The organism is Acidovorax delafieldii 2AN, assembly GCF_000175235.1.
Lineage (GTDB): Bacteria > Pseudomonadota > Gammaproteobacteria > Burkholderiales > Burkholderiaceae_C > Acidovorax > Acidovorax delafieldii_B.
In genome coordinates this window covers 1-17,762 of record NZ_ACQT01000008.1, presented here as the reverse complement: position 1 = coordinate 17,762, position 17,762 = coordinate 1, and the positions used below count along the sequence as shown (strand labels likewise).

At 64.6% G+C, this 17,762-nt stretch carries 13 protein-coding genes and 1 pseudogene; 9 read left to right on the top strand and 5 right to left on the bottom strand.

The window, feature by feature from the left end; all coding sequences use genetic code 11:
• The first annotated feature begins 63 nt into the window (after positions 1-63).
• The 4 genes from ACDELDRAFT_RS02700 (at position 64) to ACDELDRAFT_RS02685 (ending at position 6,172) form a co-directional block, all read left to right on the top strand.
• Positions 64-3,726 (top strand): pilus assembly protein, encoded by a 3,663-nt coding sequence (locus ACDELDRAFT_RS02700; RefSeq protein WP_005793221.1) that lies wholly within the window; start codon positions 64-66, stop codon positions 3,724-3,726.
• Positions 3,727-3,736: 10 nt separating this feature from the next.
• Positions 3,737-4,177, top strand: a complete 441-nt coding sequence (locus tag ACDELDRAFT_RS23860; protein WP_040327863.1) for a type IV pilin protein — start codon at positions 3,737-3,739, stop codon at positions 4,175-4,177.
• A 38-nt stretch (positions 4,178-4,215) separates the two neighbouring features.
• Entirely contained in the window at positions 4,216-5,322 is a 1,107-nt protein-coding gene (gene ribD, locus ACDELDRAFT_RS02690; protein ID WP_005793220.1) for a bifunctional diaminohydroxyphosphoribosylaminopyrimidine deaminase/5-amino-6-(5-phosphoribosylamino)uracil reductase RibD, read from the top strand.
• Between the two features lie 214 nt (positions 5,323-5,536).
• Positions 5,537-6,172: a riboflavin synthase gene (locus ACDELDRAFT_RS02685; RefSeq protein WP_005793219.1), complete on the top strand. Its 636-nt coding sequence runs from the start codon at positions 5,537-5,539 to the stop codon at positions 6,170-6,172.
• Between the two features lie 27 nt (positions 6,173-6,199).
• Here the strand turns inward: ACDELDRAFT_RS02685 and selD are convergent.
• Positions 6,200-7,265, bottom strand: a pseudogene (selD, locus tag ACDELDRAFT_RS02680) (selenide, water dikinase SelD).
• A 57-nt stretch (positions 7,266-7,322) separates the two neighbouring features.
• Here selD and mnmH point away from each other — a divergent pair.
• The 3 genes from mnmH (at position 7,323) to ACDELDRAFT_RS02665 (ending at position 12,700) form a co-directional block, all read left to right on the top strand.
• Positions 7,323-8,372 (top strand): tRNA 2-selenouridine(34) synthase MnmH, encoded by a 1,050-nt coding sequence (mnmH, locus tag ACDELDRAFT_RS02675; RefSeq protein WP_005793217.1) that lies wholly within the window; start codon positions 7,323-7,325, stop codon positions 8,370-8,372.
• Between the two features lie 815 nt (positions 8,373-9,187).
• Complete coding sequence (locus tag ACDELDRAFT_RS02670; RefSeq protein ID WP_005793216.1) at positions 9,188-10,390, top strand: ammonium transporter; 1,203 nt, start codon at positions 9,188-9,190, stop codon at positions 10,388-10,390.
• A gap of 456 nt (positions 10,391-10,846) precedes the next feature.
• On the top strand, positions 10,847-12,700 hold the full coding sequence (locus tag ACDELDRAFT_RS02665) for a phospholipase D family protein (protein ID WP_005793215.1): 1,854 nt from the start codon (positions 10,847-10,849) through the stop codon (positions 12,698-12,700).
• Between the two features lie 180 nt (positions 12,701-12,880).
• Here ACDELDRAFT_RS02665 and ACDELDRAFT_RS02660 read toward each other — a convergent pair whose 3' ends face one another.
• On the bottom strand, positions 12,881-13,834 hold the full coding sequence (locus tag ACDELDRAFT_RS02660) for a tRNA dihydrouridine synthase (protein ID WP_005793214.1): 954 nt from the start codon (positions 13,832-13,834) through the stop codon (positions 12,881-12,883).
• A gap of 260 nt (positions 13,835-14,094) precedes the next feature.
• On the opposite strand from ACDELDRAFT_RS02660, the gene ACDELDRAFT_RS02655 reads away from it, so the two are divergent.
• The gene (locus ACDELDRAFT_RS02655) at positions 14,095-14,610 is read left to right on the top strand and encodes a hypothetical protein (RefSeq protein ID WP_005793213.1); all 516 of its coding nucleotides are present in this window, start codon (positions 14,095-14,097) and stop codon (positions 14,608-14,610) included.
• Between the two features lie 56 nt (positions 14,611-14,666).
• On the opposite strand, the gene ACDELDRAFT_RS02650 is transcribed toward ACDELDRAFT_RS02655, so the two are convergent.
• The 3 genes from ACDELDRAFT_RS02650 to ACDELDRAFT_RS02640 all read right to left on the bottom strand — a co-directional run bounded on the left by ACDELDRAFT_RS02650 (position 14,667) and on the right by ACDELDRAFT_RS02640 (position 17,029).
• Positions 14,667-15,815: a methyltransferase gene (locus ACDELDRAFT_RS02650; protein ID WP_005793212.1), complete on the bottom strand. Its 1,149-nt coding sequence runs from the start codon at positions 15,813-15,815 to the stop codon at positions 14,667-14,669.
• A 10-nt stretch (positions 15,816-15,825) separates the two neighbouring features.
• Positions 15,826-16,344, bottom strand: coding sequence for a GNAT family N-acetyltransferase (locus ACDELDRAFT_RS02645; RefSeq protein WP_040327861.1), 519 nt, complete (start codon positions 16,342-16,344; stop codon positions 15,826-15,828).
• A gap of 121 nt (positions 16,345-16,465) precedes the next feature.
• Positions 16,466-17,029: a hypothetical protein gene (locus tag ACDELDRAFT_RS02640; protein WP_005793210.1), complete on the bottom strand. Its 564-nt coding sequence runs from the start codon at positions 17,027-17,029 to the stop codon at positions 16,466-16,468.
• A gap of 160 nt (positions 17,030-17,189) precedes the next feature.
• On the opposite strand from ACDELDRAFT_RS02640, the gene ACDELDRAFT_RS02635 reads away from it, so the two are divergent.
• The coding region (locus ACDELDRAFT_RS02635) for a response regulator (RefSeq protein ID WP_005793209.1) at positions 17,190-17,762 on the top strand (573 nt) is incomplete at its 3' end.

The window sequence follows — 17,762 nt, the reverse complement described above, 5'->3', positions numbered from 1 at the left end:
TTGACGCAAGCGCATTTCAAACCGTTTTACGTATTTTTGAATCAACCCTTGAAGGAGCATGCCATGCCCCGCAACAAAAGCCTCCCCTTCCAGAAGAATCTGTTGGCCATAGCCATTGGCGCCGCGCTGACTCCCGCCTGGGCACTAGATATGGTGCAAGAACCGCCATTGCCCACATCCAAATCGGCTTTTGTAGCGCCGAACGTGATCATTTCGATTGATGACTCGGGGAGTATGAATTGGGGCGTGAAAACCACTTGGGACGGCTCTTCAAAGGAGGGAAAAGGTTATACCGTCCCCAAAGATGACAGAACATGGTACAGCGATGCCAAGCGCATCAATGTTCTCAAATATGCTCTGACGACCGTTTTCAATGACAGGAATCTCATCCCAGAGAACAAACTGCGGATTGCTTGGCAATCCATGAACAATGGCACCCAAAAAAATGTCAACGCGGCCGGTATGGCCATCAACTCCATGCGCCCCATTGACGCGGTCGTAGGCACCAACAAAGTACACCGCGACAATTTCCTTGCTTTCGTCAATGGTTTGGCACCAGGTAGTGGCACCCCATTGCATCGGCTTCCCAGCCAAGCAGATGCCTACATGCGGCGCGCCCTCAACAGCAGTAGCCCATGGGCCACCGACCCCGGTGGAACCGGCAGCAAAGCCACCGAATATCTGGGGTGCCGCCGTAATTACCACATCCTGATGACTGATGGCCGCTGGAATGGCGCGGTATCCGGCGGCACCCAGGATGGCACGGACTGGCCGGCACTGGGTAATCGGCAGGCGTACAGCACTACATCCAACCAGACCAAAATTTATTACGACAACTATGCCGATACGATTTCTGACTGGGCATTCAAAAGCTGGATGAGCCCTTTACAACCAGCAACGAGCTTGAAAGATTCGGACAAGCTAAAACCCTCTAAAATTTATGAAGAAGCACCAATCACAGAAAGTTTCTCAGCAACAAGAAAAACAGGCACAGTTGATGCGCAGCCATGCTTAAAATGGATCAAAAATAAACCAAAAACCGATGCAAATTGTACTCAATGGACTCAACAGGACGTTTTTGGAACAAAATCTGTTGATCTGCAAAAATACTGGAACCCAAAATATAATCCTGCAACGTGGCCGCATATGGTCACCTACACGATTGGTTTCAGCGATGACGCCATAACCTGGCCCGGCGCCAGCGACATCCTTGGGCCATCACAAACGGTTCCTTTTGGCTATGACAATAGCTTCATCGATCTGATAACTGGCTTCCAAACCTGGCCGGACATGGATGCCGAGGATAAGCGTGCACTCGATTTGTGGCATGCCGCCATTAACGGTCGCGGCAGGTTTTATGCGGTGTCGGAGGCCCAACAGCTGTCCGAGGCCTTCACCGAAATCATCGGTAAGATCAACGAAGAAAGCGCCCCTCTACCCGACGAAATCGCCGGGGGCGGCAGCACCAGCGGCTACAACGTCTCGCAAAGCAACGCTGGCATTTTTGCGTCGGTCTACAGTCCAAAAAGAGGCTGGAGTGGCTCGATTACCGCCACGCGGGCTGTGGAGCCCGAAGAATTTGCCTGCCCCACCGCAGCGGACCCCAATCTCAAGTGCATCCGCTTTCCTGACACGATTGCCGGATGGGAGGGCAAGTCCACGGCAGACCGGCTGGATGAAGCTTGGCCTGCGGATGGTTCAGTCGACACCCGGCTGGTTCTGAGCTGGAGCGATGACACAAGCCAAGGCATCCCCTTCAAATGGTCTACCAGCACAGCCATCGGCTACAGCACTGCGCAAAAGTGGGCGCTGCTCGGTGTTACTTTGGGCGATACCGCGCTAGACCCCCTGAAAACCCAGGGCATCAACATCGTCAACTACATTCGGGGCGACCGCAGGCTGGAAGGCACCACGGCCGACAAGCCGCTGCGCGTTCGCTACAGCCGTCAGGGCGACGTGGTCAACTCTGAAATCTGGTACACCGGGCGTCCATCCAGCAACTATGGGATGGGCTATTCAAGCTTTGTAACGGCCCAGAAAAACCGCACGCCCATTCTGTACGTGGGCGGCAACGACGGCATGCTGCACGGATTCTCGGCGACCGACGGCAAGGAACTGATCGCCTATGTGCCGCGTGGCGTGGTCGGCGGGCTGAAAGATCTGACCGACAAGGATTACCAGCACCGCTATTACGTTGATGGTTCACCCATGACCGGCGACATCAAGGACGGCAGCAACTGGAAGACCCTGCTGGTAGGTACGCTGGGTGCCGGCGGCAAGGGCTACTTCCTGCTGAACGTGACCAACCCCGCCGGCTTTGGCACCGCCAGTGCATCCGAGTTGGTGGTGCTGGACCGCACACGCAGCAACACCGAGGCCTTGCCCAATTGCAGCGCGCTCTCTGGCGCGGATCAAACCGCCTGCAACGCGCTCGTGGAAGAAATCAAAGATATCGGCAACATCACCGCTCAGCCAGGGCGCAACCCCGCCAACAAGCAAGAGGCCACGCAGATCACTCGCCTGAACAATGGCCGCTGGGCCGTGGTGATGGGCAATGGCTACAACAGCACCAATCAGCGCCCAGTGCTGCTGATGCAGTACCTTGATGGCACCGACAAAAAGCTCATCCGCATTCAAGCCACCACCGATGTCACGGGCAGCGGCAACGCCAATGACAACGGCTTGGCATCGCCCGCACTGGTGGACCTCGATGGCGATGGCAAGACCGATGTAGTCTATGCGGGTGACAACCTGGGCAACCTCTGGAAGTTCGACCTCACCAGCACCACGGAGAGCGATTGGAAGGTAGCCTTTGGCAATAACAAGCCTCTGTTCACCGCGCGCGGCCTCGCCACAGCGACCGCTACCACGCGCGACAAGGTGCAGCCCATCACAGCCCCGCCCATCGTTCGCCCCAACGACCGCAGCATGACCGTGGGCACGGGCACCAGTGCCAAGACCGTACCAGTCGGCGGCATGATGGTTGCTTTTGGCACGGGCCGCAACCTCACTGCCAACGATCGCCGCACCGACATCACGCAGCCAGTGCAAACGCTGTACTCGGTACTGGACAATACGCGCTATCGCATGAAGACTGATAAGTCCTCTTTGGAGGTTCACCCAGGCGCGGGCGACTGCACCACAGCACCCGCCACCTGCGTGCCGGCCCCCGCGCCCGTGGGCACTATGGCTACCAATGGCGCCCCCCTGGCCAAGCAAACCATCACGACAGTGTCCGGCGATTTCGCCACTGTGAACGCCACACAGGAACTCAAGACAGAAACCTGGAAGGATTACAAGGGCTGGTACCTGGACTTGACCTTCGCCGGCGAGCGGTTGCTCAAACCCATGCAGTTCTTTGATGGCAGCAATATTCTTGCGGTCTATAGCGAATCACCCTCGGGCACCAAGAACAGCGAGAGTGACAACATCAACGAGAGTTGCGTGCCAGTGAAGGTCGACACCAGCGCGGGCAGCCAGTTCCGCACGTTGGTCAACATCATGGACGGCAAGATCCCCAAGGTTCAACTTGTGGACTACGACAACAACGGCATCTTCAACGCTGACGACCAGAAGGTGGCTCGGGCGCCCGTGAAGACCGGTACACCGGTCCTGATCACAAAACGCGACCGCATTCAAGACCTCACGGGAGGTGGCGGCGCACGTGACACCCTGAACCGCATGCCCGAGCAATCCATGCGCCCCAGCTGGCGCCAACTGAAGTGAGAAAAGCGCCATGATTCGACATCCGCAGAATGCCCAACGTGGTTTCACCCTTATTGAAGTCATGATCGTAGTGGCCATCGTGGGCATACTTAGTGCCATTGCCTATCCCAGCTACACCGAGTACATCCGTCGTGGTCACCGTGCGGAAGCAAGAGCCGCATTGCTGCAGGCCGCTCAATGGCTGGAGCGGGCGGCAACAGCCACCGGCACCTACCCTTTAACCGCTTCGTTTCCCAACACGCTTACAACCGTGCCTTCTGGTAGGTATTCAGTTGCAGTGGCATCCCCCCCAGCCAGCGCAACAGCGGGGGCAGCTTTCACTTTGACCGCCACTCCAGCAGGCGGACAAGTGGGCGACAAATGCGGCAATTACACTTTGACGCATAGCGGCGTTCGAGGAGCCGCGTCCGCTACGACGGGCGCTTTGGTGACCGAGTGCTGGAGTAAGTGAGGGTAAGCAGGGAGGTTCCCTGCAGTAGCATTCAGGCAATGCTTATCTCCGACGAGTTGACCCGTGAAGCGCTCAGGCAAGCCGCCCGAGCGCTTTTTATTTCCAATCCCAATCCCCGAGTAGGCTGCGTGTTGGTTGACTCCGACGGCACTATTTTGGGCAAAGGATTCACCCAGCAGGCGGGCGGCCCCCACGCCGAGGTCATGGCACTGCGCGACGCAGCGACAGGGGGGCGCGACGTGCGTGGCGCCACCGCCTACGTCACCCTCGAACCATGCGCCCACCAGGGCCGCACAGGCCCCTGCTCAGATGCACTGATCTCAGCGGGCATCGGGCGGGTGGTTGCCTCGATAGAAGACCCCAATCCGCTCGTCGCCGGTCAGGGCTTTGCGCGTTTGCGGGCTGCGGGCGTCGCGGTGGAAGTGGGCCCAGGCGCCTGTGAATCTCGCGAATTGAACATCGGGTTCTTCAGCCGAATGGTGCGCGGCGTGCCGTGGGTGCGCGCCAAGACCGCGGCTTCGCTGGATGGTGCAACTGCGCTGTCCAACGGGGCCAGCCAATGGATCACCTCGCCCGCCGCGCGCGCTGATGGCCATGCCTGGCGCGCGCGCGCCTGCGCCGTGCTGACCGGTATCGGCACCGTGCTCGACGATAACCCGCGCCTGGATGTGCGCGCATTGCAAACGCCGCGCCAGCCGCATGTCGTGGTGGTGGACAGCCAGTTGCAAACGCCGCCGGACGCTCATCTTTTCATAGCTGAACGCGCTTGCTACATTTACACTGCCGTACAAAATGACGTAAAGGAGGCCGCGCTCCAGGCGCGCGGCGCCACCGTCATCCACCTGCCCGGCCCGCACGGCAAAGTGGATTTGCCTGCGATGCTGCGCGATCTGGCGCAGCGCGGGATGAATGAGTTGCATGTGGAAGCCGGCCACAAGCTCACGGGCTCGCTTCTGCGAGAGGGGCTGGTGGACGAGATGCTGGTGTACCTGGCCCCTACCCTGCTGGGCCCTGGCCTGTCCATCGCCAACATTGGCCCCTTCGACAACCTGGCACAGGGAGTTGCCATGGATTTCACCTCGGTGGAACGTGTGGGGGCCGACATACGCATCCTGGCGCAGATAAAGGGGCGCGCAACGTTCTAGCGCGGTGCGCGACCGGATGGCGAATCGCGCGGCATGCCCGCGCTGCTGGCCCGCGAAAACAGGACCATTTCGGCCGCAGGCCGCCCAGGGGCCAGCAGCGGAAGGCAAGTGCTGCCGCAACAGCCCACCCGCCGATACGCTACCACCGTTCGCGCTGCCGATCCTCCCTGCACCCAGCCTTCGCCCACCCCCTCAAACCTGCCACAATCTTCCAATGTTCACAGGAATCATCACTGGCATGGGGCGCATCGCCACCGTGCTTCCACTGGGCGATTCGGCCGTGCACGGCAAGCGCCTCACCATCGAAACCCCCGACAACTACTTGGACGACGTCGCGCTGGGCGACAGCATTGCGCTCAACGGTGCCTGCATGACGGTCACCACGTTGTCCCCCTCGTCACAGCAGTTCACCGTCGATGTTTCCGCAGAGTCGCTCGACAAGACTGCGGGTCTCGACAAGCCAGGCGTGGTCAATCTGGAGAAAGCTCTGCGTGCCAACGACCGGCTGGGCGGGCACATGGTGTCCGGCCATGTGGACGGTCTGGGCGACGTCACCCACTTCGCGCAAGTCGGGGAAAGCTGGGAATTGCGGGTACTGGCGCCACGCGACCTCGGCCGTTACCTGGCCTACAAGGGCTCTATCACCGTCAACGGGGTGAGCCTCACCGTCAACCGCATCAGCGACCGGCCCGATGGCTGTGAAGCCAGCATCAACCTGATTCCGCACACCGTGCAAAACACGGCGCTGGGCGAACTGAGGGTGGGCTCGCGGGTCAACCTCGAGGTCGACCTCATCGCCCGTTACGTGGCGCGGATGATGGACGCGCCGGCGCCAGCGCAAACCCGCTGAAGGGCCCTTGCCGGCGCAGATCCGGGCTCAATGGAAAACCACCTGGCTGCCCTGTCCGGGTGCCGTGGACTGCATTGCGCCAATGGATGCAGCTGCAGCAAAACCGTTCTGATGGAACGTGGCCAGCACCTGCGCCAGCGCATCGGGGCTGCAACTCACAAGCAGGCCTCCGCTGGTCTGTGGATCGGTTACCAGGTGGCGCCGCCATTCGGGCGCGCCATCCGGCCAAGCCACATGCGCGCCATAAGCCGCCCAGTTGCGCGCAGACGCCCCCGTCACCACGCCTTCGGATGCGAACCGCACCGCGGCCTCGATGAGCGGCACACGATCCAGTTCCACCCAGGCCGAGAGTCCGGAGCCCCGGCACACCTCCAGCAGATGGCCGGCCAGACCAAAGCCCGTGACATCGGTCATGGCATGGACGCCCTCTAGAGCGCCCAGCGCAATGCCGACGCGGTTCAGCTGCGTGGTGTAACGCACCATGTCGGCATAGCCGGCACCATCCAGGATGCCCTTCTTGAGCGCCGCCGACAGAATGCCCACGCCCAGCGGCTTGCCCAGCACCAGCACGTCGCCCGCCTGGGCATCAGAGTTGCGGCGCACACGCTGCGGATGCACCAGGCCCAGGCCCACCAAGCCGTAGATGGGCTCCAGCACGTCAATCGAGTGGCCTCCGGCAATCGGGATTCCGGCCTCGCGGCACACAGCGCCCCCCCCTTCCAGCACCCGGCCGATGACTTCAGGCGGCAACTGGGCAATGGGCATGCCCACCAAGGCCAGCGCCATGATGGGCGTTCCGCCCATGGCGTAGATATCCGACAGCGCATTGGTCGCCGCAATGCGCCCGAAATCGTAGGGATCGTCCACGATGGGGGTGAAAAAAATCGGTGGTGGCCACGAGCGCCTGGCGGTCATTGAGCCGATACACCGCTGCGTCGTCGCTGGTTTCGGTGCCCACCAGCAGCTCGGGCGGCACGATGCCCTGGGGTGCACGTGCCAAAATCTCCTGCAGCAGGCCCGGCGCTATCTTGCAACCGCAACCGCCGCCATGCGAGAACTGGGTAAGACGAATGGGTTTTGAATCAACAGTCATGGTGCAGGCGATTGTGCCAGCCGGCCGCCGCGCCCCGCAGCACATGGGTCTGAAGCCATGAGCCACCGCGGCCCCGTGCGCGTGGCGGACCGCCACGCCTTCGACACCCTGATCGATGCCCGTTCGCCCGCCGAATACGCGCTGGACCACATCCCCGGTGCCATCAACTGCCCGGTGCTCGATGACGAAGAACGGCGCATCGTCGGCACCATCTACAAGCAGCAGGGCGCCTTCGAAGCACGGCGCGTGGGCGGCGCCATGGTGGCCGCCAATCTGGCGCGGCACTTGCGGGAGCAATTTGCCGACCGACCTGCCCGCTGGAAACCTCTTGTGTACTGCTGGCGTGGCGGCATGCGCAGCGGCTCGATGGTGACCTGGCTGCGCCTGGTGGGTTGGGATGCACAGCAACTGGCGGGCGGCTACAAATCCTGGCGCCGCCATGTGATGGACCGGCTGGCCCAACTGGCGCCGCAACTGCCGCTGCGCGTGCTGTGCGGCCCCACCGGCAGCGCCAAGACCCGGGTGCTGCAGGCCCTGGCGGCACGCGGCGAGCAGGTGCTTGACCTGGAAGCGTGCGCACGCCATCGGGGATCCGTGCTAGGGGCATGGCCAGGTGTAGAGCAGCCCTCGCAAACCGCCTTCGAGACAGCCCTGCTGCACACGCTCGAGCCCCTGGACATCCACCGCACCATCTACGTTGAAGCCGAAAGCAGCAAGATTGGCCGCCTGGCCGTGCCCCAACCCCTGGTGCAGCGGCTGCGGGCCAGCCCCTGCATCGAAATTGCCGCCACGGCTCCGGCGCGGCTCGATTACCTGCTGCGCGACTACGCCAACCTGGGCGACGACCCCGCCCTGCTCGCCCGACAGCTGGGCGTGCTCAAGGAACTGCATGGCAAGCAGGTCATCACGCGCTGGCAGGAGTGGGCGCAAGAGGGCGCGCTGCGGCCACTGTTCACTGAACTCATGGCGCTGCACTACGACCCGCTGTACGCGCGCTCGCAAAGCACCCACCTGCACCAATGGGCCGCACGCCGCAGCCTGGCCAGCGACGATCTGACTGCAGCCGGCATCGACGCGCTGGCAGAGCAGGTGCAGGCGTTGGACTGAGGCTCCAAGATTGACGGGTGCTGGTCCTCACGGCGCAGCCTCAGAGCGCTATTCATACGATAGCTAGAAGCGCCCACTCGACAAACGCTATAAGCATCTTTCGGATGGATTTGATCAGGCGCCAAAACCATACAAGCGTGTGAGCGCTCCGCAGGCTTCCGATGCCCCTGGCTTTCATTGCGCTGCGGTGGCTACCCCTACCGCGACGGTGGCCGCGCTGCCGCTGACCAGCCCCCACTGACTTTCAGGCACCCGCCACAAGTCACCTCGACCCAGCAAACGCGCTCGGGCAGTGGGCTGCTCCCTCGTCCGGAGCCTTGACCAACCCAGAGGTTGATACGCCCGTATCCGCCCACAGCATGGTCCCCAAGCCAACTGCCATAGCAAAACTACCGATCTACTGACGAGCCGTTCGTTGCCTTGAACGGCAAACACCTGTCCCCCCTCCGGGCCCCTCACGTAGAAATGTTCCGTTGATCTTTTCACTTATCCAGGCCCGGCAGCGGGGGCGGCGCGATTGGGGTAACGGGCGAGGACTCTCACCTTGCCGTCCGGCCTCCCTCAGCAGGGCCAAGCACTCCCGCCGCTGTGACATGAAGACAGTCATCGCACCACACACCCGGTACGCGTCGTTACGCCGCCAATGGCACTGCAGAGACCACTGCCAACCCCTGCCGAGGGGCGCGCCATTTCGGTGCGGCCAGTTGATGCACCAAGATCGAATTTCTGGCCTGATTTTTGCTTGTTTTTGGTGCAATTCTGGCGCAACCCCTGCAACCGCACCAGGAAAGATCAACACAGAGCACGAGGAAGTTATGAATGCACTCAAACAGGGCAGCGATGCTTTGTTCATTCTGCTGGGCGCCATCATGGTCCTGGCCATGCACGCCGGTTTTGCTTTTCTGGAACTGGGCACCGTCCGCAAGAAGAACCAGGTGAACGCACTGGTCAAGATCCTGGTGGATTTCTCGGTTTCCACGGTGGTGTACTTCGCGGTTGGCTACGGCGTGGCCTACGGCACCCATTTCTTCGTGGGCGCCGAGACGCTGGCCCAGCAGAACGGCTATGAGCTGGTGAAGTTTTTCTTCCTGCTCACCTTCGCGGCGGCGATTCCGGCCATTGTGTCGGGCGGTATCGCCGAACGTGCCAAATTTTGGCCTCAACTGCTGGCAACGGCTGCCATCGTCGGGTTTGTCTATCCATTCTTCGAGGGCATTGCCTGGAACGGGCACTTTGGCATCCAAGCCGGGATAGAAGCGCTCACCGGCGCATCCTTCCATGATTTTGCGGGCTCCGTGGTGGTGCATGCCGTGGGCGGCTGGATTGCGCTGCCGGCCGTGCTGCTGCTGGGCTCGCGCTCGAACCGCTACCGCAAGGACGGGGCCATCTCGGCCCACCCGCCTTCGAACATCCCGTTCCTGGCGCTGGGCGCATGGGTACTGGTGGTAGGCTGGTTTGGCTTCAATGTGATGAGTGCGCAGACCGTGGACAAGCTCTCGGGCCTGGTGGCGGTCAACTCGCTGATGGCTATGGTGGGCGGCACGCTGGCCGCCCTGGTGATGGGCAAGAACGACCCTGGCTTCGTGCACAACGGGCCGCTGGCGGGCCTGGTCGCCGTGTGCGCTGGCTCCGATCTGATGCACCCGCTGGGCGCACTGGTGGTGGGCGCCGTGGCAGGCACCATCTTCGTGGCGATGTTCACACTCACGCAGAACCGCTGGAAGATCGACGACGTGCTGGGCGTGTGGCCCCTGCACGGGCTGTGTGGCACCTGGGGCGGTATCGCCGCAGGCATTTTTGGCAGCAAGGCGCTGGGCGGACTGGGCGGCGTGAGCCTGGGGGCGCAGCTGATAGGCACGGGCATGGGCGTGCTCTGGGCATTTGCCGGAGGGACAATGGTGTATGGCGTGCTCAAGGCCACGCTGGGCCTGCGCCTGTCGCAGGAAGAAGAATTCGATGGCGCAGATCTTTCCATCCACAAAATCAGCGCCACTCCCGATCGGGAAGTGAGCTGGTGAACCGCGCCTCTGGCAGAGCCAGCGGTGCTGCCGCCTTCCCAGCGGAGGACCGCCACTAAAAGGTAGCCGCGCATGTGCGGGCGGGGGCAGGATGCCATGGAGCCATGGAATGGGCCCGTGGCCCCGCGCAACAAGACCTCCGCCGCATCCCTACCCTCGCGCCCGCCGCAGGCGCGGTAACGGAACTGCGCTTGGGGGGCAACGCGTTTCGATGACACATCACACAAGCCCACCGAATGCGGAAGCAGTACCAGGCGGGCCAGCGCGACCGATCGGGCATTCTGCTGCGTTGCGCACGAGCCACGGCGCTCCGGCATACCGGGCGCCGGGGCCCCGTCCGACACCACGGCACGGTCCCACCCGTTACGCTGTGGCCCATGGCGGGCGCGGCTGGGCAAGGAGAAGCATCCAACAGCGCTTTCGGCAAAGCCCCGCCCCACTTTTGCCAGGTCCGCCATGCCGCTCACCCTTGCCACCGGTTCTTTGTCTCCGTTGCTGCACCGCGGCAGGCAGCTTTTGTGGCTGGCGATTCTGGTGCCCGTGCTGTGCGGCTGCGCAGAGTTGCCCAAGGACGTACAGCGGCCCGTCTCCACCGCACTGGAATCGCCGACCGGCACTCCCCTGGCCACGCTGGTGGTGGAACGCCGCACCGCAGCCAAGGCACGCTTCGACTCGGGCTTTCTGCTGCTGGCCGGGCCACAGGCCGCCTACAGCAGCCGACTGGCACTGGTGGAAGCGGCGCACAAGACGCTCGACCTGCAGTACTACGCCATCCATGCCGACGCCAGCGCCGAACGCCTGCTGCTGGGCGTGGTGGCTGCAGCCCGGCGGGGCGTGCGCGTGCGCGTGCTGCTGGACGACTACCACAGCGCCGGAAAAAACGCCCAGGTGATGCGCCTGGCCTTCGAGCCCAACATCGAAATGCGCATGTTCAACCCGGTGGCCGGGGCGCGCGGCTCGACGCTGGGGCGCATGTTCAGCGCACTGGGTGATTTCTCGCGCGTGCAGCAGCGCATGCACAACAAGCTCTTCATCGCCGATAACGCCATGGGCGTGGCCGGCGGACGCAACCTGGGTGACGCCTATTTCGGCAACGACGAGTCGGGCAATTTCGTGGACCTGGATGTGCTGGCGGCCGGCCCCATCGTGAAAGAACTTTCGCGCAGTTTCGACAGCTACTGGAACAATGAGCGCGCCTACCCGGTCCAGTCGCTCATCACCAAAGAGGAACTCGAGTCGCTGCGCCCAGCCGCCTCGTCACCGGGCGGTGATGCGGCCCCGGCGGCAAGCACTGTCGCAGCGTCACCAGTGCCCGCCGCCTCTGCCCCCGGCGCGGCGGCTTCTACAGCGCTGGCAACGGACGCCAGCGAGGCCCAGCGCAGCCAGGTGTGGGACCAAAAGCCCATGGACCTGGGCACGGCGCAATTTACCTGGGCACCTGCCGTGGTGCTGGTGGACAAGCCCGCCAAGATTCCCGCCGACGGCCCCCCGGGTGATTCCGCGAGCACCGCTGGCGTGCCGCCCACCCCCTCGCCACGCGCCACAGTGGCGGCCCAACGGCGCGGCGCCAAAGCCTTCGCATCCGCCGCGCAAGCCACTGCAAGCGCCGCGGCATCTGGCACGGTCCCCGCAGCAGCGGCTGCACCCAACGCCACCGCCAGCGACAAGGAGGACACGGTGGTGGACGGCTTGCTGCAACTCATGGGGCGGGCCCGCCGGGACCTGCTCATCGTCTCGCCCTACTTCGTGCCCGGCCCCGAGATCACGGCCGCACTGGCCGCCGCACGCGCCAAGGGCGTGCGCGTGCGCGTGCTCACCAACTCGCTCGCCTCCAACGACGCGCCCATTGCGCATGTGGGCTACGCGCGCCACCGCAGGGAGCTGTTGGCGATGGGTGTGGACCTGTACGAGATGCACAGCGAAGTCACCAACGTGCGCAGCGCCTTCGGGGCCTCTGGCGCGGGCTCGAACGGATCATCACGCGCCATGCTCCATTCCAAGCTGCTGATCATGGACCAGCGCCTGCTGGCCGTGGGCTCGATGAACCTCGATATGCGCTCGCAAAAGCAGAACACCGAGATCGCCCTGCTCATACGCAGCGCCGACCTGTCTCGCCAGGCGGGCGGGCGCATCGAGCAGGCCCTGCGCGACTCGGCATGGCATGTCGAGCAACAGGCCCATGGCGGCCTGGTCTGGCGGGCGCCTGAAGGCAGCGAGCTGCAGGACGCCACCTCGGAGCCCGGCGCCAGCGCGCCGCTGCGGTGGCTGCTGCAGCTCTTGGGGCCCTTGGCGCCCGATCACCTGCTGTAGCAGGCGCCCCAGTGGTATCGCTTTCTGAACATGCCCAAGGCATGACCAGACTGGCACAGGCACAGGTCACGCGCCTCACCGTGCCCTTTCGCCCCGGCACCAAGTGTATGCCGCGCTGTCCCGATCCTCCTCACGCACTCCGCACGCCGGCGCACCGAAGAACACGTACCGGCATCGGCCTCACGCCTGCAGCGCAGCCACCCAGGCCGATATGGCCCGCTGGTCGGTCATGGTGCGCACCTGCTGGTAGGCGGCCTCGGCCTGCGGAAAGCGGCGGCGCAGCAGGTTGAGCCACTGCTTGAGCCGGCCCGCACGCTGGCGCGGCTCGAGGTCCTGGCACACCAGATCCCAGAACACCGCCAGCTGCGGCACCAGGGCCGGCCACTCGACCCCACCCAGACCAGGCACACCGGCATCCGCCGCACGGATGGCATGGGCCAGGCCGGGGTCGGCCACCATGCCGCGGCCCAGCATGAGTGCATCGCAGCCCGACACCTCACGGCAACGCAGCGCATCGGCCACGGTCCAAATCTCGCCGTTGGCCACGACGGGAATGCGCACGGCCGCACGGATTGCCGGTATCTGCTCCCAATAGGCGGGCGGCCGATAACCGTCCGCCTTGGTGCGGGCATGTACCACCAGCTCGCAGGCGCCGCCCGCCTCCATGGCCTGGGCGCACTCGCGCGCCAGACTCGCGTCGTTGAAGCCCAGGCGCATCTTGGCCGACACGGGCAGGTGGGCCGGCACTGCGCGGCGCACGGCGGACACCACCGCGGCAATGCGCTGCGGCTCTTGCAGCAACGCGGCTCCGCCGCCATGGCGGTTGACCACCTTGGCCGGGCAGCCGAAGTTGAGATCGATGCCCTCAGGTCCCAGCGCAGCCAGCCGGGCTGCGTTCTCAGCCATGCAGACCGGGTCGGAGCCGAGCAACTGCGCGCGCACGGGCACGCCCGCCAGCGTGCGGCCACCGTGGTGCAGCTCAGGCACATAGCGCAGGAAGACCTTGTCAGGCAGCAACGTGCCCGTGATGCGGATGAATTCGGAGACACAGCGGTCCACGCCGCCCACCCGGGTGAGCACGTCGCGCAGCACAAAATCCAGAAGCCCCTCCATGGGGGCAAGCAACAAGGTCATCGCACGGGGCCGCCCGCAAGCATGGCGGACGACGGACTGAGAAATTGGAACAAATAATGGCCATTGCGCTTATCAGCAAAGCGCCAACAGCTGCCAATTCAATAGCAAACAAACGGCAAAGCGCGACACCGGCACCACCCGCCATTGTGCGGCAGCGCCGAGGGGCAACGCTCCGAAGGCCCCGGCTCCATCGCCGGGGTCATCACGGCGTCATCGCGGCGGGTTCCAATGGCGGGCAATCCCTTCCGTGACCGTGCGCCATGCTGCTCCAACGAACCGATAAAGCCCGCCGCGAACTCTCGCCCGGCGTTCGCACACTGAGCCTGCGCGAGCGTTCGCTGCTGTTGCTGGCGGACGGCAAGCCGCTGGCCGATTTGCAGACCATGTACAACGGCGTGGGCGCCCAGATGGTCGACCGCCTCTTGCGCGACGGCTACCTGGCCGCGCAGGCTGCAGACCCGGCGCCCGAGGCCTCGACCGCTTCACTGGAAACACCGCCCGAGCCGACCGCGGCGCTGCGCTCGCTGGCCGGCACGCGCATGTACCTTTTCGACCTGTGCGAGCGCCTTTTTGCGCGGCGCGACCCTGCGCTGGCCCGTTCATTCCATGCGGCCTTGCGCGCGGCACGCGACCGCCAGAGCATGCTGGAGGTGGGCGAGGCCTTGCTGGCCGAAGTAACACAGCGGGCCGGTCCCGAGCGCGCCCAGGGCATACGCGAGCGCCTGGAGCAGTTGCAGCCGCCAGAGCACGCGCTGTCGTCCGCCTGGGGTAACTGAAAAAGCGGCGGCACCAGTCCGCAGCCAGGGCGCTCCTGGCCTGCCGGGGCCCGGACTCAGGCTGCGGCCAGGCGCCAGAGCGAAGTGGTTTCGGCCGCGCGGGCCGCATGCAGGGCGTCACCCGCATCGCTGGCCTTGGCATGGCGGGGACGAACGTCCGTACGCCCCAGCACCCGCAGGCCCGCTTCGGCAACCCAGCCCAGGAGCTGCTCACGCGAGCGCAACCCCAGGTGTTCGGCCAGGTCCGACAAGATCAGCCAGCCCTCGCCCCCGGACTCCAGGTGCGCGGCAAGCCCCGATAGAAAGCCGCGCAGCATGCGGCTGCCCTCGTCGTACACCGCGTGCTCGATGGGCGAGCTGGGGCGGGCGGGCACCCAGGGCGGATTGCAGACCACCAGCGGCGCCCGACCCACGGGGAACAGATCGGCCTGCTGCAGTACAACCTGGGGCAGCACCGCCAAGCGCTGCAGGTTGTCGCGGGCGCAGGCCAGGGCACGCGGGTCCTGCTCGGTGGCCACCACGTGCTGCACGCCACGACGCACCAGCAGTGCCGCCAGCACGCCGGTGCCCGTGCCAATGTCGAAGGCCAGCGCGGCAGAAGGCAAGGGTGCTGCGGCCACAAGGTCCACATACTCGCCGCGCACCGGCGAAAAGACGCCGTAATGCGGATGGATGCGGTTGTTCGGGGGCGGCCCGAGCGCCGGCACCTCAACGCCCTTCTTGCGCCATTCATGCGCGCCCACCAGGCCGAGCAACTCGCGCAGCGACGCCACCATCCGCTCGCCCGGGGGCGGGCCCCATGCTTCCTCGCAGGCCTGGCGCAGATCGGGCGCGCGGCGCAGTGCAATGCGGTAGTCGGCCTCGAGTGGAATCAACAGGGCCGACAGCACGCGGGCGCGCTGCGCCTGTGCCTGGCGGTGCAGATGAAACGCCTCGGCGGGCGTGGCCGCAGCGATTTTTTCTGCCGCCCGCGCCGCCACCTTGCGGGGCTTGCGGTCGGCACGGCGCATGAGGGCCTGCAGCAGCATGCGGGCGTTCTGGAAGTCGCCCTGCCAGAGCAGGCCCGTGCCTTCACAGGCCAGCCGATAGGCCGTGTCGGCGGGCAGCGTGTCGTCGGCCACCACCACACGGCGCGGCGCGGCAGCCCCGCTTTCAGAGCGCCAGCGGGCTTCGTGGGTCTGACCCGAGTCGCTCCAGGAGATCATGCAAGGGGTCTTAGTTGATGGGGCGCTTGAGGCGCACTTCCTCGATCTTCACACCACCGATGACAGCGGTCTTGGCGGTGGAGAGCTCGCGCTTGAAGCCGGCAAGCTCGTGGAAACGCAGCGCGCGCTCGTTGCGCAGCGGCACCCACGCGGTGACGTTGGTGCAGCCTTCTTCGTGCAGGCCATCGCGCGCGGCGTCCCACAGGGCCAGGCCCACGCCCTGGTTCCAGTGGGTGGGGGCAGCGTAGATGGCCCAGATCTCACCGGTGGTGGGGCGGGATTTTTCATCGCGCGAGCGGTCGTAGCCCACGAAACCGACGATCTTCTCGCCGTCAATGGCCACCTGCACCTGAGGCTCGCAATATTCAATGGCCTCGCGCCAGTAGGCCTGGCGTTTTTCGACCGACATGGATTTCAACTGCTCGTCTGGCACCAGCCCTTTGTAGGCCTCTTGGGCGGCAACAGTGTGGATCTGGGCAATGGCTTTGGCATCGCGAAGCGTGGCGGGACGAACCTGGATACTGGACATGGAAAAACCGAACGAAAACAGGGAAGAAAAAACGAAAGGACCGGCATTGTCGCCGCAAACGCTTTTGCACCCCGCGCCGCTGGTTACTCCGGGGCCCTTCGCGGGGCCCATGCAAGGGCCTTCAGGCCATCGCCAATGCGCCACCCAAGGCCGCAGCGGCGCCCTGTGCCCGCGCGCGTTTGTTGCGCGGGCGCGGCACCTTCACGGCAGGGGGAACACCATTGATCGCGCCCAGACTCAGCACCAGAGCGATGCTGTGCGATGCGTCTTCGCGCTCATCGGGCGCATAGGCCCGGTAGCTGCCATTGCCCGGGCCGTGGCTGCGCTGCACGCAGTGGAACACCACGCGCGCGCCGTCGCGGTTGGAGCCCAGGGGCAGCACACGCAGGCGTGCCGCGCGGTCGAGTGCAAGGCCCATGCAGCCGGGGCGGTTGATGAGGTCCGTGCGCACGGCGCGCCAGGTCAGCCCGTCGTCTACCGAAAACTGCCACAGGCCCGCCTGGGCATCGAGGTGTTCGATTACCACGCCGGCAGGCGTGGGCATGGAGGCACAATTTTGCTGTACGAGATGCGCCACCGTGTTGCCCCCAAGGCCGGCGCCCGCCTCGCGCGCGCCGGAAATCTGCTCGGTCGTGCGTTGACGGGATTCGGGAAAGCCGGCGGCAGAAGAGAGAACGGCACTCATGGAAAGCCTCATTGCGAAGGGTCAAGACAGGGCGAGAAGCGCGTTGCGATAGCTCAAAAAGCACTTGCAAAGCGGATCAAAGTCTAGGAAGCGCGCGCCCGTGCGTCCATCGCACAAAAGGACTAGCCACCATTTGGGTGTTGTGGGTAATACTCGGAGCATGCCCGCCTGCCTGCTGCTTGTTGACGACCACGCCCTTTTTCGCACGGGATTGCGCCTCATCGTGCAGGACCACCCGGCAGTGCAGACGATCCACGAGGCAGGCACCGTGGCCGAGGCCTGCGGGCTGAAGCTGGATGCGGCCGACCTGGTGCTGCTGGACATCCAGATGCCCGGCATGAGTGGACTGGACGGACTGCGGCTGCTGCGGCAGGCCTGCCCACGGGCGCGCATCGTCCTCGTGTCCGCGAGCGTGGCGCCCGATGCCATCCATGAGGCGCGCGTGCGCGGGGCCGACGGCTTTCTGCCCAAGTCGGCCAGCGCGGAAGACATCCTGGACGCCATCACCTGCGCCCTGGCTGGCGATCCCTGCTTTCCGGCCCATTGTGGCAACGCGCCCCCGTTGCGCGCACCGGTGGCCCCAGCGCTCACCGCGCGCCAGTTGGACGTGCTGCTGCAGCTGTGCACCGGCAAGCCCAACAAGGTGATAGCCCGCAATCTGGGCCTGAGCGAGAACACGGTGCGTGTGCACGTGGCCGCCATCTTTGCCCAGCTGGGCGTCAACAGCCGCAGC

Coding starts and splice junctions, on each gene's coding strand:
- ribD (WP_005793220.1), top strand. CDS start 4,216: ATGCTTATCTCCGACGAGTTGACCCGTGAAGCGCTCAGGCAAGCCGCC.
- ACDELDRAFT_RS02670 (WP_005793216.1), top strand. CDS start 9,188: ATGAATGCACTCAAACAGGGCAGCGATGCTTTGTTCATTCTGCTGGGC.
- ACDELDRAFT_RS02700 (WP_005793221.1), top strand. CDS start 64: ATGCCCCGCAACAAAAGCCTCCCCTTCCAGAAGAATCTGTTGGCCATA.
- mnmH (WP_005793217.1), top strand. CDS start 7,323: ATGAGCCACCGCGGCCCCGTGCGCGTGGCGGACCGCCACGCCTTCGAC.
- ACDELDRAFT_RS23860 (WP_040327863.1), top strand. CDS start 3,737: ATGATTCGACATCCGCAGAATGCCCAACGTGGTTTCACCCTTATTGAA.
- ACDELDRAFT_RS02655 (WP_005793213.1), top strand. CDS start 14,095: ATGCTGCTCCAACGAACCGATAAAGCCCGCCGCGAACTCTCGCCCGGC.
- ACDELDRAFT_RS02665 (WP_005793215.1), top strand. CDS start 10,847: ATGCCGCTCACCCTTGCCACCGGTTCTTTGTCTCCGTTGCTGCACCGC.
- ACDELDRAFT_RS02685 (WP_005793219.1), top strand. CDS start 5,537: ATGTTCACAGGAATCATCACTGGCATGGGGCGCATCGCCACCGTGCTT.
- ACDELDRAFT_RS02650 (WP_005793212.1), bottom strand. CDS start 15,815: ATGATCTCCTGGAGCGACTCGGGTCAGACCCACGAAGCCCGCTGGCGC.
- ACDELDRAFT_RS02640 (WP_005793210.1), bottom strand. CDS start 17,029: ATGAGTGCCGTTCTCTCTTCTGCCGCCGGCTTTCCCGAATCCCGTCAA.
- ACDELDRAFT_RS02645 (WP_040327861.1), bottom strand. CDS start 16,344: ATGTCCAGTATCCAGGTTCGTCCCGCCACGCTTCGCGATGCCAAAGCC.
- ACDELDRAFT_RS02660 (WP_005793214.1), bottom strand. CDS start 13,834: ATGACCTTGTTGCTTGCCCCCATGGAGGGGCTTCTGGATTTTGTGCTG.